Annotated in this window: 9 protein-coding genes and 6 pseudogenes; 8 read left to right on the top strand and 7 right to left on the bottom strand. The window is 68.7% G+C overall.

Annotated elements, in window-relative coordinates:
* Nucleotides 1-89: 89 nt before the first annotated feature.
* Together OG758_RS47455 and OG758_RS47450 are read right to left on the bottom strand one after the other, a co-directional pair.
* A pseudogene (locus OG758_RS47455) lies at nt 90-780 on the bottom strand (DUF2637 domain-containing protein); the annotation flags it as partial.
* A gap of 384 nt (nt 781-1,164) precedes the next feature.
* The gene (locus tag OG758_RS47450) at nt 1,165-2,034 is read right to left on the bottom strand and encodes a helix-turn-helix transcriptional regulator (protein WP_326715580.1); all 870 of its coding nucleotides are present in this window, start codon (nt 2,032-2,034) and stop codon (nt 1,165-1,167) included.
* A 148-nt stretch (nt 2,035-2,182) separates the two neighbouring features.
* Between OG758_RS47450 and OG758_RS47445 the strand changes: the two genes are divergently transcribed.
* The 3 genes and pseudogenes from OG758_RS47445 to OG758_RS47435 form a co-directional block, all read left to right on the top strand.
* Nucleotides 2,183-3,097, top strand: a complete 915-nt coding sequence (locus OG758_RS47445; RefSeq protein ID WP_326715579.1) for an SDR family NAD(P)-dependent oxidoreductase — start codon at nt 2,183-2,185, stop codon at nt 3,095-3,097.
* A 273-nt stretch (nt 3,098-3,370) separates the two neighbouring features.
* Nucleotides 3,371-4,294 carry a hypothetical protein gene (locus OG758_RS47440; protein WP_326715578.1) on the top strand — a complete coding sequence of 308 codons (924 nt, stop codon included), beginning with the start codon at nt 3,371-3,373 and terminating at the stop codon, nt 4,292-4,294.
* 117 nt (nt 4,295-4,411) lie between these two features.
* Nucleotides 4,412-4,783 (top strand): annotated as a pseudogene (locus tag OG758_RS47435) (permease); the annotation flags it as partial.
* Between the two features lie 76 nt (nt 4,784-4,859).
* Here the strand turns inward: OG758_RS47435 and OG758_RS47430 are convergent.
* Together OG758_RS47430 and OG758_RS47425 are read right to left on the bottom strand one after the other, a co-directional pair.
* Nucleotides 4,860-5,102 (bottom strand): protein NO VEIN domain-containing protein, encoded by a 243-nt coding sequence (locus OG758_RS47430; RefSeq protein WP_326716275.1) that lies wholly within the window; start codon nt 5,100-5,102, stop codon nt 4,860-4,862.
* A 333-nt stretch (nt 5,103-5,435) separates the two neighbouring features.
* Nucleotides 5,436-6,962, bottom strand: coding sequence for a flavin monoamine oxidase family protein (locus tag OG758_RS47425; protein ID WP_326716274.1), 1,527 nt, complete (start codon nt 6,960-6,962; stop codon nt 5,436-5,438).
* A gap of 239 nt (nt 6,963-7,201) precedes the next feature.
* On the opposite strand from OG758_RS47425, the pseudogene OG758_RS47420 reads away from it, so the two are divergent.
* Together OG758_RS47420 and OG758_RS47415 are read left to right on the top strand one after the other, a co-directional pair.
* Nucleotides 7,202-7,702: pseudogene (locus OG758_RS47420) on the top strand (ISAzo13-like element transposase-related protein); the annotation flags it as partial.
* A 771-nt stretch (nt 7,703-8,473) separates the two neighbouring features.
* Nucleotides 8,474-9,064 (top strand): annotated as a pseudogene (locus tag OG758_RS47415) (LysR substrate-binding domain-containing protein); the annotation flags it as partial.
* A 451-nt stretch (nt 9,065-9,515) separates the two neighbouring features.
* Here OG758_RS47415 and OG758_RS47410 read toward each other — a convergent pair.
* A complete protein-coding gene (locus OG758_RS47410) occupies nt 9,516-10,880 on the bottom strand; it encodes an FG-GAP repeat domain-containing protein (protein ID WP_326715577.1) in 1,365 nt (454 codons plus the stop codon).
* Nucleotides 10,881-11,697: 817 nt separating this feature from the next.
* Between OG758_RS47410 and OG758_RS47405 the strand changes: the two are divergent.
* Both OG758_RS47405 and OG758_RS47400 read left to right on the top strand, forming a co-directional pair.
* Nucleotides 11,698-12,480, top strand: a pseudogene (locus OG758_RS47405) (solute carrier family 23 protein); the annotation flags it as partial.
* Between the two features lie 75 nt (nt 12,481-12,555).
* A pseudogene (locus tag OG758_RS47400) lies at nt 12,556-12,990 on the top strand (IS30 family transposase); the annotation flags it as partial.
* 70 nt (nt 12,991-13,060) lie between these two features.
* Here OG758_RS47400 and OG758_RS47395 read toward each other — a convergent pair.
* Nucleotides 13,061-13,828 (bottom strand): transposase, encoded by a 768-nt coding sequence (locus tag OG758_RS47395; protein ID WP_326715576.1) that lies wholly within the window; start codon nt 13,826-13,828, stop codon nt 13,061-13,063.
* A 45-nt stretch (nt 13,829-13,873) separates the two neighbouring features.
* Complete coding sequence (locus tag OG758_RS47390; RefSeq protein WP_326715575.1) at nt 13,874-14,308, bottom strand: hypothetical protein; 435 nt, start codon at nt 14,306-14,308, stop codon at nt 13,874-13,876.
* A 113-nt stretch (nt 14,309-14,421) separates the two neighbouring features.
* Here OG758_RS47390 and OG758_RS47385 point away from each other — a divergent pair, with 113 nt between their 5' ends.
* Nucleotides 14,422-16,050: an ISAzo13 family transposase gene (locus OG758_RS47385; RefSeq protein ID WP_326715574.1), complete on the top strand. Its 1,629-nt coding sequence runs from the start codon at nt 14,422-14,424 to the stop codon at nt 16,048-16,050.
* Nucleotides 16,051-16,077: the final 27 nt, after the last annotated feature.

Raw genomic sequence — 16,077 nt, 5'->3', positions numbered from 1 at the left:
AAGCACAGCGAACCAATGGCTCGGAGGCATCTGCGTGAGCTCCCCAGCAGCGGGCTCAACGGCCTGCTGATCCAGTTGCGGCGGCTGCGAACGAGGGAGCAGCAACTGCGGGTCGATGCCCGCGGCGACGAGCCCGGCCGGAGCCGTCTGTGCGAGGGGGACGCCGTAGCACGCGAGGCGCAGCGGCATCAGGGACTCGACGGGGGCTTTGCGGCGCCAGGCGCGGCCGAAACGGGACCGCAGCCGCGCCTGGTAGACCAGGCGCTCCTGCTCCAGCTTGATGACGGCCTCGTAGGAGCGCAGCTCCCACAGCTTCGTGCGGCGCCACAGCAGGAACGTGGGCAGCGGGGAGAGCAGCCAGCGCGTGAGGCGCACGCCCTCCATGTGCTTGTCGGCCGTGATGTCCGCGATCCGGCCCACCGCGTGCCGCGCCGCCTCGACCGAGACGACGAACAGGATCGGGATGACGGCGTGCATGCCGACGCCGAGGGGGTCCGGCCAGGCGGCCGCGCCGTTGAACGCGATCGTCGCCGCGGTCAGCAGCCACGCCGTCTGGCGCAGCAGCGGGAACGGTATGCGGATCCAGGTCAGCAGCAGGTCCAGGGCGAGGAGCACGCAGATACCCGCGTCGATGCCGATCGGGAACACGTAGCTGAAGTTCCCGAACCCCTTCTGGAGCGCGAGTGAGCGAACGGCCGCGTACGAACCCGCGAAACCGATGCCGGCGACGACCACACCGATGAGTATGAGGTGCGTCCGCGTCAGCTGTGGCGCGGCCACACCATCCTCCCGCCCTGCCGCATCGTCTCCCCGCCCCCGCACGCCCCGCAGTCCCCCGCCATCACTTGGTCAACTCACCCATCACGCTTCACTTTTGCGCACTCGGTCAGGTCACGACACAGGGAATCAACAACTGCCCCACTGCACACCGGTTGTTCCAGATACCAGCGCGCCTCCGGCGCAGGCCAGACATGCCTCGGCGTGTGCAAGACGAGGGCGCCTGATCGCGAGTGTGGGTGAGGTGGCTGGCATGGCAGGGCTGATGCGTTCTCAGGCTGTGAGATGAAGCTGGTCGAGCGCGTGCTCGGTCCGTGACCGATAGTGGTCGGCGGCAGCGATGAGGTTCGCCCAGTCGGCTTGGTGAAACCGCCCAGCAGCCGCCGGTCAGCGGAGCGCGGTGGCGGTACGGCGGCCACCTGTGACGCGAAGAAGGTCCAGTTTCCCCGCGTCGCTGCTTCCGGTCGCTGCCGTGTAGGTAACCATGCGCAAGTCGGCGCCGGGGACAATGAGGACGTCGCAGTCGAGCAGGATGTCGCCGATCTCCGGATGCCGGATCGTCTTACGGTCAGTCGTGTGCTGGGCGGCGGCCGTCCGCATGGCCCAGTGATGAGCGAAGGCGTCGGATATTTCTCGCAGTTCCTGCACGAGACGATCGAGCTGGGCGTCCGCAGGATAGCGGGACACGGCGTCCTTGAGGTCGGCGACGATCGACGCCTCGAAAGCATCCGGCCCGCGCTCGGACTGGACGGGAAGCATCGAGGCGTGGGCGGCGCCGTTGCCGAAGAGTGCGCGGGCAAGGTTGCGTTCGGCGGTCGGGAGGACGGCGGGGTCGCCGTGCAGGGCGCTCCACGTGGTGTTCCACCACACCAGGGTCCAGTCGGCGGTGAACACGCCGATCGGGACGTCGCCCAGGCGCGCGGCAAGCCGTTGGATGCCCGGGGGCACGTGGGTGCTGACCGTCCCGTCCCGTGGCGGCAGGAGCCCGACGCTTCGGTACAGCTGGTCGCGCTCGGCGCGGGAGAGCTGAAGGGCCCGGGCGAGGGCGCTGACAACCTGGGCCGAGGGGTTCTTCGCGCGTCCCTGTTCCAGGCGCAGGACGTAGTCGACGGAAAGCCCGGCCAGCTGCGCCAGCTCCTCGCGGCGCAGTCCCGGGGCCCGACGGCCGTCCGTCACGGTGAAGCCGGCGTCGGCCGGGGAGAGGCGGTCGCGCCAGGCGCGCAGGAGTGCGGCGAAATCGGAGCGGGAGGCAGCCATGGGTTCATTCTCGCAGTGCGGCGCCGCATCAGCCTGGGTACTGCCGGTCCTAGTGACGGGGACGGCACTGGTTGGCGGTGGCGCAAGCGGCGAACGTGGAGGGGCGCCCAAGCCGGGCGCCATCGGCTGACCAGTGAAGGAGCCTTCCATGAAGCACACCATCGTGATGACGGGCGCGAGCCGCGGGATCGGCCGCGTCGCCGCGGAGCACATCCTGCGCCAGTCGCCGGACGTGCACCTCCTGGTCGTTGCCCGCGGATCCTCCGGCGCGCAGCTCGCTGCGGACCTCGCCACGGGCGGGCACACGGTCTCGCACATCTCGGCGGACCTCGGCTCGCTGGAGAGCGTCCGCTCGGCCGGCACCGAGATCCGTGACCGGCTCGATCGCGGTGACCTGCCGCCGCTGCGCGGCTTCGTGGGCAACGCGGGCATGCAGTACACGAACGCGCTCACCGAGGGACCCGACGGGTTCGAGTCCACCTTCACGGTCAACGTGCTCGCCAATCACCTGTTCGTCCGCCTGCTCCAGGACCGCTTCGCCGCTCCCGCCCGGATCGTGATCACCGCCAGCGACACCCACTTCGGCGACTTCAAGCACAACATGGGCATGGTGCCCGGCCCGGCCTGGAAGTCCCCGGACGTCCTCGCCCGCACGGGCGCCTTCCCCAAGCCGGACACCGCAGCAGGCGGGCGCACCGCGTACTCGACGAGCAAGCTGGCCGCCATCTACCTCGTGCACGAGTACGCGCGCCGCCTGCCGGCTGGAATCGACGCCATCGCCTACAACCCGGGCTTCGTACCCGGCACCGGCCTCGCCCGCAACGCAGACCCCGTCTCCCGGTTCGCGATGCGCCGCATCCTGCCGGCGATGACCCTCACCCCGTTCGCCACCAGCCGCAACGCGGCGGGCCGCTACCTCGCCGACGTCGTCCTTGGCACGACCCACGCGCCGACCGGCTCCTACGTCGACCGCAGCCGTGCGGACCGCTCGTCGGAGGAGTCCTACAACCCGCGGCGTGAAGGCGAACTCTGGGATGCCGCTGAACGGTTCACCGCGGCGTGAGCAGCCAGGGCGGATGCGCTCTCAGGCGACGTGATGGGCGGTTCACCCCGATAGATCGAGCAGTGACCGAATGGCCCGGCTGGCAGCAGTGAACGCAGGGGCGGCGCGGACCACCGCCGTCCGGCGGGCGAAGTCTGCTGCTCCAGGTGTGCATCGCGCGGACGTGACAGGACGCGCTGGAACCCGGTTGTGAGGACCGGGCCCGGCCAATCTCGTCCTGCTCACCCCGCGCGCCGCCCCGGTGTGGCGCGCCCACCCGGAAAGACCACCTCCATGTTCGCTTCTTCTCGTTCCACCGTGCGCCGTCGGGCCCTCGCGGCGACCGGCACCGCCGCCGCTCTCGCGCTGACGCTGGCTGCGTGGGGCTCCTCCGGCGACTCCTCGATGCCTGGCATGGACCACGGCGCCAAGTCCTCCGCGTCCGCCTCGGCGAGCGCGTCGTCCTCGATGAGCGACATGCCCGGCATGGATCACAAGGCCGCCGGCAACGGTCTGTCCGACACCCAGGACGGCTACCGCCTCACCAGCCGGGACGCCAGCCTGCCGACGGGCAAGCAGAGTGCCTACCGTTTCACGGTCACCGGTCCCGACGGCAAGCCGGTGACCGACTTCGCGCTCGACCAGACCAAGCGGATGCACTTCTACGCCATCCGCTCGGACCTGACCGGCTTCCAGCACATCCACCCGACCATGGCCGCCGACGGCACCTGGACCGCCGACCTCGCCTCCCCCGCACCCGGCTCGTGGCGCATGTTCGCCTCCTTCACCCCCGACAGCGGCAACGGCAGCGGCAAGGACTTCGTCCTCAGCCGCACCGTCACCGTCCCCGGCACGGCGGCCAAGACCCCGCTGCCGGCGACAGCGGACTCCACCGAGGTCGACGGGTACGACGTCACCGTAAAGGGCAAGCCGATGGCCGGCATGGCCCACCCGCTGACCATCACCATCACCAAGGACGGCAAGCCCGTCACCGCCCTCCAGCCCTACCTGGACACCTACGCCCACCTGACCGCCTTCCACGAGGGCGACCAGGCATTCGCGCACCTGCACCCCACCACGAAGGTCAACGGCGACCACGGCGGCCAGGAACTGTCCTTCCACGCCGAACTGCCCACCTCGGGGAACTGGCGGCTGTTCCTGCAGTTCCAGACCGGCGGAACACTCCACACCGCAGCCCTCACCCTGAACGTCGGCTGACCCTGGCGGGGCACCCCCATCCGGGCGGAGCCCCGCATCTCCGGCCACCACGACACCAGCCGGGCTGGCCCTGTCGGCGCCCCAGGCTGCCGGAAGGCTTCCGCTAGGCACGCCGTACTGCACGCACTGTCCATCACCGGTTCCATGACCTGGGAGATCACCTGGGCCCTGATCCTCGGCTTCACCCTGTCCGCCCTCGTCCAGGCCGTCATCCGCAAAACGACCGTCGTCTCCCTGCTCGGCGACGACCGCCCCCACACCCTCACCATCGCCGCAGGCCTCGGCGCGGCCTCCTCCTCGTGTTCCTACGCCGCCGTCGCCCTGGCCCGCTCCCTCTTCCGCAAAGGCGCGAACTTCACCGCCGCCATGGCCTTCGAGATCGCCTCCACCAACCTCGTCGTCGAGCTCGGCGTAATCCTCGCCCTGTTGATGGGCCGGCAGTTCACCGCGGCCGAGTTCATCAGCGGCCCCATCATGATCATCGTGCTGCGAGAGTGCCTCACAGGCCCATTGACCAGGTGACAGGACCGATCCCTACACCCCAGGGGCGACAAGGTCACCCACTTCACCGACTGGGAACCGGCCGATCACCGGCCCGTCCCACAGTGGCCCCATGCCCCTGGTCCCGGGCGTGGAGTACCTCGTTGATGGTCAGTTCGACGCTGGTCGCGGCCCCGGTGGTGCCCTTGACCTCGACGTGGCGTTCCTCGGTGCCACGGGTGCAGCGCAGGTCGTAGGGCTTACCCAGTTTCTTGACCATCCAGCCGGCCTTCTCGTAGTGGGCGACCGTGTGGTCTTCGGCGTGCAGTTCGATGGCCTTGCGCTTTTTTGCGTCGGAGATGTGGCTGGCGGCGCTGGGGTTTCTTCAACTCTTCGCCTCGGCGACAAGGGAGGCACTGGCGCCCCGGAACAGGACGACTCTGCCGGACCCGGCCTCGTTCGCCCCCGGCCCTGGCGGCCGGGGGCGGTTCGGTACTACCAGTGGATGACGGCGTACCCAATGCCGCTGTCCTGGCCGTCAGTCCTCTTCCCTCCAGGGGACTTCCACCCCAAGCAATCTCCCATGCCGGGCATATTGAAGAGGGCGCGGGCGTTCCCGCCCGCGCCTTTTCTCAGCAGCCTCCTACGTAGCCGGCGGCGCTCAGGCGGCCATCACGCGCGCGTGCAGCTTGCTCACTGCCCGCCGCGCGGACGTGAACGCGCCGTGCTGCCACGCGTCTGTGTAGCTGAGCCAGTCACCGGCGAAGTAGACGCGCCCGCCGGGCTCGTTGAGGGACTTGTAGCGCGGGTCGTCGGGGCCGCCCGGGGTGTCGTGCCAGGCGGCTTCCAGGTGCGGGGTCTGGCGCCAGTGGTGCGAGAACGACGACGCCAGCTCCGTGCGGTACTTCTCGCCGTAGATCTTCACTCCCTGGGAGACCGCTCGTGCCTCGCGCGCGGCGGGGCCGAGCTTCGCGTACGCGTCGGCGTCACCGTCGTAGTTGTAATAGCCGATCATGACGCCGCGCTCGTCGTGGAATCCGTGCGACGGGTGCCAGATGTGGCTGAGGTCCATGTCGGTTTCGGTGATGCCGCCGTAGATCCGGTGATCCAGCTCCCACCAGCGGGACTTGTACTCCAGACCGATCTTCCCCGCGGACTGCGGGGTGATGGCCTCCAGTGCGCCCTGCACGCCGGAGCCGAGGTTGTTCGGGATCTTGGCGAGGATGTTGGGCGGCAGCGCGCCGACGCAGAAGTCCGCCTCGGCGACCTTGGTGCGCCCGCCCTGCTGGTAGGTGACGACGACCCCGTCGCCCTTGTCCGTGATCTTGCTGACGACGGCGCCCGTCTGTATGCTGCGCGCCCCTATCGCCTTGGTCAGCGCCTTCGGTATCTGATCCATGCCGCCGACCGGCTGGAACATCAACATGGCCTGGTCGAAGCCGAATTCGAAGGAGAAGTAGCGCCCGACGCCGCTGGCGAACACCTCGGACGCGGACGGCACGTCACCGAGCAGCACACCCGGGGTGCCGGTGGCGGCCGGCACGGTGGTGTACCCGCGCCGCTCCCCGCCTGCGTATGTCAGCTTGTCTCCCAGGTCGCCGAAGTCCTTCAGGAACTCGACGAGCCGGTCCTGGTCGGCGGCGGTCAACTCCTTGTCCAGCGCTCCCTTGCCGGAGGCCTTGGCGAGCAGCTCGGACAGGTACCCGTACACATCGGCCTTGGCGGTGCGGTACCGCATCGGCTTCGTCATGCCGGCCGACTCGTTGAAGAGGTAGGCGTCGGCGTTCGTGTTGGTGAACACCTCGATGGGGACGCCGAGTTCACGGCAGTATTCGAGCGTCACCATCCACTGCGGAAGCCGGGCCGGGCCCGCGTTCATGTACTGGCCGTCGCTGAAGCGCGCGGTCTGCGCGTTGCCGTACAGGTCGACGGTCGAATCCCCGCCCCGTACGGTGAAGTTGCGTCCACCGGTGCGGTCTCTGGCCTCAAGGACCGTACAGTCGTAACCCGCCTTGCCCAGCTCGTACGCGGTGGCGAGCCCGGCGATGCCACCGCCCACGATCACCACCTTCGCGGCGGCCCGCCCGCTGAGCGTGAAGTCCCCCGACTGCGGTGCACGGTAGGGGAGTTCACGCTGCGCGGCCTGCGCCGTGGGGGCGAGCCCGAGGGCGCCCATGGTGGCGAACATGGCGCCCGCGCCACCGGTGAGCCCCACATTGCGCAGGAAGCCCCGCCGACTGGTCCCCGTACCTGCCATCTGCTGCTGTGCTGCCATGTGCCCGGCTCCCCTCAGATCATGCGCGATCTCAACTGACCCGGGGATGGTGGCAACGCCGTGTTACGGCACGGCAGCAACTGTTGTATCGGCCACGTTTCCACTCCCCAAAGGGGCGCGGAAAACGGCGCGAGCAGCCACAACGAAAAAGCTACAAGAACGCCGGGCGTCAGTGGCGGCCCGAGGGCGAGCCGGTACCGGTCAAGACGCACGACCTCTTGGACCGGCAGCGACCAGGCAAGGCGATCCCGTACGGGATGTACGACATCGCCACGAACAGCGGAAGGGCCAGCATCAGCACCGACCACGACACCGCTACCTTCGCCGTTGCGAGGCGCTGGACCTGCCGCTGCTGCTCGTCGGCACGGTCCGTGAGATCGCGGACCAGGTGCGCGCAGCGCGACCGCTATGGTGGCAGACACGACTACCCGCAGGCCACACGTCTGCTGATCACCGCCGATGCAAGCGGCTCCAACGGCCACCGCACCCGCGCCCGGAAAACCGAACCCACAGCCCCGGCCTCCGAGACAGGCTCGGACATCACGGTCTGCCACATGCCGCCGGGCACCTCGAAGCGGAACCACATCGAGCACCGGCTGTTCTCCCACACCTCCATGAACCGGCGAGGCCGCCCGCTGACCAGCCACGACTTGCCTGGCCTCACTGCGGTCACGGAGCTGCCCCGAAAGCACACCACCACCGCACGCTCATGGCCCGCTACAGGCAGGCCATGAGGGTGCATAAAGGACAGCCACAAGCGCCCGACCGTCTCCCGCCTGGCCTACGCCCTGGCCGGGGCCGGTCCCCGTGCGCGCTGCTGCGATCCGGCGCGCGCACGCCGAAGTCCGGAAGCGAGTGATTCCGCCATCATCCGCGGCGGCACGATCGGCGGCGCCGACTGACCCAGCACGCCCCGATCGTGTGAAGCGCCCATCCGGCCCGAACCAGCAGCCGGGCGGGGCCTACAACGGCGCGCGCCGCCTGCCGGTGGTGCGCTGCGAGACCTACGCCGACCTGATGCGCCGGGATCTGCGGTAGCGGCGCAGCCGGCCGAGCCGGGCTAGCCTCAATGCCGCGTAGTCAGGGCCTGCCGCGGATCAAAGCCTTGCTTCCCGTTCTGGGCATCGCTGTTGTGGTGTGGGCACATCTGTGGAGGCCGAGGCGTCGTTGACGGCGAAGCTCGAGGTGCTGCGAAGTTCGAGGTTCTGTTCCCGCACTTGGACGAGCGACAACACCGTCTGAGAGCCGGGGCCGAGGCGGCAGCGCAACTCTGCTGAGTCACGCGCGGGAGCGATTGGGTGACCGGGCCGAACCGCGCATGCACGACGCGGAGAAGCCGCTGGACTTCATCGACGACGCGTCGTTCGAAGGGGTCGTGTGCGCATTGATGCTCCATCACCTCGCCGATCGGCCGCGTTGTAGTCCTGGGCGCGGGCGCGGCGATCCTGCCGGCCGCACTCACACACCTCGCGGCGGCCGACCCGCAGATCACGGTCACCACCAGCGAGGGCACCACGCCCACTCTGATCCGGGCGCTGCGCGCGGGCTCGCTCGACCTCGCCGTGCTGACGTCCCGCCCACCCCACCGCCCCTTCGACGGCGACTCGCCGCGCCTGCACGTCGAGACCGTCGCGGACACCGAACTGGTCGTGGCAGTGCCCTCGACCGGAGAGTTCGCAGGACGCACCACGGTGCACGTCGACGAGCTGGTCGACGCCGCGTGGATCGCCACCCCGTCATCGAGCTCCGAGCCGCTGCTCGGCGTCTGGCCCGGCCTGCCCGGCCGGCCGCGCATCATCCACTCCACGCGCGACTGGCTGACGAAGCTCCAGCTGGTCGCCGGCGGCTTCGACGTGACGACGGTGCCGTCCGGGCTCTCACCGGTGCTGCCGCCCGGGGTGAGCCTGCTGCGCGTCGACGGCGCACCCCCCGAGATCCGCAGGGTGCTCGTGGCACGCCTCCCCGGCCAATCCGCCCCGGCGATCACGACCGTCACCCGAGCGATCACTTCGACCGCCTGCACCGCCGCCAAGGCCGCGCACGATCGCGTGTACCCCTTTCCCCTCACGGATGGGGCACCGCGGTCACTGTCGGCCTGTTCTCCGCGGTACTGGCCCTCAGCCTCGCCGTCGTCACAGCCCTGCACGAACTCCTCGCGCCCCGCCGCCGCGCACAACGGCCGCCGGCAGCCGGCCTTCCGCCGAGGCAAGCGGCGCGCGCGTACCACGACTCGATCCGGCCGGTACCGATCAGCAACGACCACGACGGATGACACCCCGCCGGCGCCGCCGCAGCAGCCTTCACATACGCGCCCAGCACCACACCCGGTAGCCGTGGACCGTGCTCAACGATGTGCATGTGCCGGCGAGACGGGCTCGGCGATCGCATCATCGCAATCGTCGAGCCCGCGACGCACGTCAGCGTCTCATGGGCAGCCGCCGGAAACGGCTCGTCGGCTACGACACCTCAACGATGGTCTCGCGGGAGCCGCCGGTCGTGATCGAATCCGTGCACGGGAGCGTCGGACCGCCGTTGGTGTGTTGCCGTCCGCGGCCGTTTCGTCGTGTTGAGCAGCACCGACGCGTCCTTGACGAACGTCGCCGAGCTGTTGCTGTTGGCCGTGACGACATCGGGACGCCCGTCACCGTCGAGGTCGGCCAGCGCTGCGGCATACGGGTTGCTGCCGCCGTTGAGCCCGAATGCGAGCGGGCTGCCGAACGCACCCGTGCCGTCGCCCTCGAGCACCACGACTTCGTTCGAGCCGGAGCTGGAGACGACCAGGTCGACGTGGCCATCGCCATTCAGGTCGGACACCGACGCGGAGGTGAGGTTCGACCCCGCCGACAGGAGGCTCGCGGTGCCGAACCCGCCCGCGCCATCGCCGAGCAGGACGGCGACGCGCCCCGGCGTGCCGGGCGCCACGATGACGGCGTCCAGCTTGCCGTCCTCGTTGACGTCGGCGAGCTTGAGCTTGGACGGCAGTGTCATGCCGGCCGAGACGCTCGACGCCGCGCCGAAGCCCCCGTCTCCGTCGCCCAGCAGCACGGAGAGAGTCCCGGCCGATGAGTTCGACGTGACGAGATCCAGATGGCCGTCGCCGTCGAGATCGGCGGCCGCGGTGCCCTGCGGGCCGGTGCCGCCGCCCAGTGCGAACCGCGTCGCCGCGCCGAACGTGCCGTCCCCGTTGCCGAGCACTACCGCGACGTTGTTCGTGTTCGTGTTGGACGTCGCGAGATCCGGCTTGCCGTCCTCGTCGAAGTCACCGACGGCGACGTCGTTCGGCCAGCGCACGACACACGGGTTGTCGCCCGTGGTGTCGCACCCGGGCCTCGGGTTGAGTTGCACCGCCGCTCCCGCGCCGAGAGCGCCGGAGCCGTCGCCGAGCCAGACCAGAGCGACGTTGCCGCGCGCGTCCTGGCTGATGACGTCCTTGTGGCCGTCGCCGTTGACGTCGCGGATCACTGCCGAGTTGATAAAGAGGCTCGACCAGGAGGTGCGCGGCGCCGCGTACTTCGTTACGGCGCCGTAGCTGCCGCCGCCCGAGCCGAGGAACACGCCGAGGCCCTCGGTGCGGATCGCCGTCACGAGGTCCGGCGTCCCGTCGTTGTTGAGATCGCCGATCGCGACGGCGGAGCTGCCGCGGCCGTTGTCGTTGAGGTTCACCGCGGTACCGAACCTGGTCGTGTGGGCGACGGCCGCCGAGGCCGGGCTGCCGGCCGTCACGACGGTCGCTACCGCGAAGATGAGCGTCAGGACTCGGCGTGACCGACCGCGCGTGAACGCAACTGAGCGGCCGTCCGGCGTGAGGTGCCGACGTGGTGATCTGTACATGGGCGAGGCCCCTCCTCAGGGCCTGACGAACAAGAGTTGGTGACGCACTTCGGCAGTACGACTGCCGATTGGCAAAGTGCTGTGCCGGTCGTTACCGATCCGGCCCGTGCCGCCGGCGATGTCTCGATCGAGTGATCTCCGGTGGTGAAGGTGGCGGTCCGGTCGTGCGGCGGCCCGCCGGGCAAGGGGCCGCTGGGCGCTGGACCGGAGTGACCGCGCGGCACCGTACTCGTCGGCTGTGCCCCCTCAAGATCGCAAAAGTGGCCGCCTCCGGGCTACGTACGATCCAATAAAAAAGACCGTGAATTTCCGCCCGCATTTGTGGTCGGAACCTATGCCGGAACGGATAGGCGCACACCCCCAAGGGGCGGCCGTCATTCGTCGAACTGGCTTGAGATTTCCGGTCCTTGACTGAACGTTGAAAGCGTGAGGGACTGACTCGGCTCGGTGAGAGCGGAGCCGCGCCGATCCCGTGGATACCACGGCCGTGCGGCTTCTCCGGTCGATCGGCACAGCCCGGTACACCATCACCGTTCCGGCCGCCGATCCACTTTCCGGGCGTACGCCGGATTCCCGCTGCATCAGGCCCCGCCGGGGGCTCCGGTCAGGGAGTCCTGTCGACGCCCCGCGCAGCCGCGCGCCACCGAAGCCCGAACCCCCACCGGTACACCCGGCACCTTCGGCACGCCCGCAGCCGTGCCCCTGCCACTTCGCATCCGACCGCACACCGCACGGCCGGCCCCTCACGCACGCCCCTGGCTGCGTGTGCGGTGCCGATCACGCCACCGAACATGCCCACTCCAGGAGCGACCTGACCATGAACGAACCCCAGACACCCGAGGACGGGGCGGCCAAGCACCCCGTCGACCAGACCCTGCCCCCGGTCAAGTTGATCGGCGCCGGACTGCAGCACGTGGCCGCGATGTACGCGGGCGTCGTCGCGCCGCCCCTCGTCGTCGGCATCGGAGTCGGCCTGTCCACCGCCGACATCGCCTTCCTCATGAGTGCGAGCCTGTTCGCCGCCGGCATCGCCACGCTGCTACAGACCCTCGGGTTCTGGAAGGTGGGCTCCCGCCTCCCCTTCGTCAACGGCGTCTCCTTCGCGGGCATCGCACCCATGCTCGCGATCGCCAAGACACAGAGTCCCGAGGATGCGCTACCGATCATCTACGGAGCTGTCATCGTTGCCGGGGTCCTGGGATTCCTCCTGGCGCCCTGGTTCTGCAAGCTGGTCCGCTTCTTCCCCCCGATCGTCACCGGTACGATCATCACCCTCATCGGTGTCTCGCCGCTGCCCATCGCCTTCAACTGGGCCCAGGGCGGCAACCACAAGGCCGACGACTACGGAAGCCTCACCAACATCGGCCTGGCCGCCGCCAGCCTCCTGATCACGGTCGTCCTCCGCCGAGTGCGGGGCTTGCTGAAGCAGCTCTCGATACTCCTCGGCCTGCTCGCCGGCACCCTGATCTCCCTGCCCCTGGGCGCGGCCGACTTCAGCGGCGTCACCGACGCCGACCTGATCGGGCTCCCCACCCCCTTCCACTTCGGAGCCCCGCAGTTCTCCACCGCCGCGGTGATTTCCATGTGCATCGTCACGCTGGCGCAAGACTCCGCGATTGTCGACGCGCACCGCTGCCGCCCAACGGCAAACGCGTCGTGTTCGACCTGATTCACCAAGGCCCTGCGGACCGGACGGGCCCGCCGGCGGCCCCAGCGTCAGGCATACAAGCGTCAGCCCCGCTTCACCACACCCATGGTGATGATCAGCGACCGCGCCGTTCCCGGCCACTGGGAAGGCGACTGCATCGTCGGGACCAACCACGGCTCCGCCATCGGCACACTGGTCGAACGGACGACCCGCTTCACCGTGCTGGTGCACCTGCCCCACGGTCACCGGGCAGAGCACTTCCACCAGGCTCTCACCGTCACGATCAGTGAACTTCCGCCTCACCTGCGGCGGTCACTGACCTGGGACCAGGGCAACGAGATTGCAGGCCACCACCTCTTCTCCACCGCTACGGATATGCCGGTCTACTTCTGCAATCCCGGCAGCCCCTGGCAACGCGGCTCCAACGAGAACACGAAGGGCCTGCTTCGGCAGTACTTCCCGACTTGTATTGGGGCTAAGGCTTGTCCCGCAATGATCTTCGGATGAGTGTGAGCCGGTTGTGACGACCGACCTATCTGGAGAGGTTGAGGTTGTGCAGGCGGGCGACGCCGAGCATGGCGTGGTGAACGCCATTGCCCTTGAGACGGCAGTCGCGGAGGATCTTCCAGGTCTTCATTCGGGCGAAGGTATGCTCGACGCGGGCGCGTACCTGCTTGTGGGAGCGGTTGTGGTCCTGTTTCCAGTCGGGCAGTTCCTCGCCGGCCCGGCGGCGGTGCGGCATCAGGAGTCCGGTTCCTGGATAGCCGCCGTCGGCGATCGTCATGGTGTTGCCGACGGCGGCCTTCGCTCCCGATTCCTCCCAGGCTCTGCAGCCGTTGCGGTTGCCCGGCAGAGGCCGGCCGACCACGACGACGCGACGGGTGTCGGCGTCGATGACAACTTGGTGATTGGTGGAGTACCGGTAATTCTTGGATTGCTCGGCGATCGCGTGGTCTCGGGTGGGCACCAGAGTGCCGTCCACGATGAGGACGGTGTCCTTGGCGAAACGCTGTCTGGGCTGAAGCGCGAGAAGCGGGCCGAGATGGCCAATGATCCGGTCGGCCGAGGACTTCGAGACGCCGAATAGCGGGGCGAGTTGACGCATCGTCAAGTTCGTGCGCCAGTACGCCGTCACGAGCAGCACTCGATTCTCCAGTGTCAGGCCCCACGGCCGGCCCCGTCGTACCGTTTCCGCACCCTCGCGCCGCAGCGCGGTCACCAACCTGCCGAAGCAGCGCGGGCTCAGCCCGGTGAAGGGGGTTATCCAGGACGGCTCGGACGCCGTGATCACACCAGCCACACCAAGATCATCACATTGTGGCCAGGTGAGACTGCACGCGAAGCCTCACTCAGAAAGACGGAGGGCCCCGGCCCAACTGCCGCAACGAACCCGGCCGGAGGCGAAGGTGACCTCGAGTGCGATGCGCCCGGTCTTCGGCTCGAACTGTTCCCGCACCGCCAGGACGTCCTCCCCCAAGTGGGCGGCAAACGGCGTCCGGACCCCGACTGGAGCCACCTCTACGCGCCCCCAGCTGTCCATGTCGTATCCCTCATGCGGGCTCGAGGACTCCACAATCAGGCACCAGTCCGAGCCGGTTGTGATGTGCACGGAACTGCCTTGGCTGTCGATCAGCCACACGTCCAGCGGTTCTTCTTCCCCTTCCTCATCTCCGCTCCGATGCCACGCGGCGACGACCTCCTCCAGCCGGCACCCGACCAGGATCTCAGGACGTGCGCCGGACCCGTGCAACGGACACTGAGTCACCTTCTCGAACTCCACGCAACGACCGTACCGTCACTCAACGTCCCAGCTCACGCGTATAAACGGGACAACCCTTAGGGCCTGCCGATCATCAAGGTGTTGCTTTCAGCGCTGGGGCTCGTTGGTGTCGTATGCGCATCCCGGACGAGACTTGTGATCAACTTGCCGTGAAGTTTGCGGTGTTGTTCCCGCACCTGGACGAACGACAGCGGCGGCTACTGATGGCCGCGGAGGCCCGAGCGCTGGGACATGGCGGCATTCGGGCCGTGGCTCGGGCGGCCGGGGTGAGCGGGACAACGGTTCGCAAAGGCACGTCCGACCTGGAGGCAGGCGATCCTCTGGTGGGGCGAGTGCGGCAGCCGGGCGGCGGACGCAAACGCGTCGTGGACCTCGACCCTGGATTACGGACGGCACTGCTGAGTCTGGTCGAGCCGGGCGAACGCGGTGATCCGATGTCGCCGTTGCGGTGGACGACGAAGTCGACTCGCACGCTGGCGGCCGAGCTGACCCGTCAGGGGCACCGGGTCGGTGCGGACACCGTCGCCGGTCTGCTGCGGCAGGAGGGGTTCCGGCTGCAGGCCAACGCCAAGACGCTTGAGGGCAGTCAGCATGCCGACCGAGACGCCCAGTTCTGCTACCTCAACGAGCAAGCACGCGATCACCGGGACGCCAGCCAGCCGGTGATCAGCGTGGATACCAAGAAGAAGGAGCTGGTCGGCGACTTCCACAACCATGGCCGTTCCTGGCGGCCCACGGGCGATCCGGTGCCGGTCCGCGTCCACGACTTCGTCGATCCGCAGCTGGGCAAGGCCATTCCTTATGGCGTCTACGACTTGGCGGCCAACACCGGCTGGGTCAATGTCGGCACCGACCACGACACCGCTGCTTTCGCAGTGGAGTCGATCCGCCGCTGGTGGCACGGTCAGGGCCGGGGCGACTACCCGCAAGCTTCCCGGCTGCTGATCACCGCGGATGCGGGAGGCTCCAACGGCTATCGCACGCGGGCCTGGAAACTCCACCTCGCTCGCCTGGCCGCAGAAACGGGGCTGGTCATCACGGTCTGCCACCTGCCGCCGGGCACGTCGAAGTGGAACAAGATCGAACACCGGCTCTTCTCCCACATCACGATCAACTGGCGCGGTCGCCCTCTGACCAGCCACGAGGTCATCCTCGAATCGATCACCGCGACCACCACTCGCACCGGACTGCGGGTGAAGGCCGAGTTGGACACCAACACCTATCCCACCGGCACCGGTGTCGGCGACGCGGAAATGGCGGCCCTGCCACTGACCCGGCACACCTTCCACGGCGAGTGGAACTATGCCCTGCATCCCCAGCCGAGCCCGGCCATCCCGGCAGCCCGCAGCGGCCGAACATCGACATCGCAGTGGGATCCGGCGCTGTTATCCGATCCCGCCCTGACTGGCCTGGCCCCGCACCAGCTGCAGCACCTCATCCACACCCTGGCACCGGCAGGAGACACCCGGCGCGGTCGCCCACCCCGGCTCACCTTCGCCGACCAGGTCCTGGCCACCGTGCTCCACCTGCGCGTCAACCTAGCCGCAGAACCTCTTGCCGTGCTGTTCAACAGCAGCCGCACCGCCATGCACCGCACCCTGCTGAAGATCAGGCAACTGCTTGAAGAACAGAGCATCACCATCTCGCCGGCCGCCACCCCACCGGCCGTCCTGGCAGCCCTTCGAGCCAGAGTGGTCAGCCAAATCAGCAGCCCCAACTGCAAGATCAAGACGGCAGGTTAATGATCGGCAGGCCCTTAGCGGTGTTGT

This window comes from Streptomyces sp. NBC_01474 (assembly GCF_035918215.1).
In the GTDB taxonomy this organism is placed as follows: domain Bacteria; phylum Actinomycetota; class Actinomycetes; order Streptomycetales; family Streptomycetaceae; genus Streptomyces; species Streptomyces aureus.
The sequence above is the reverse complement of the archived record's forward strand: the minus strand, read 5'-3'. Positions and strand labels throughout refer to the sequence as shown.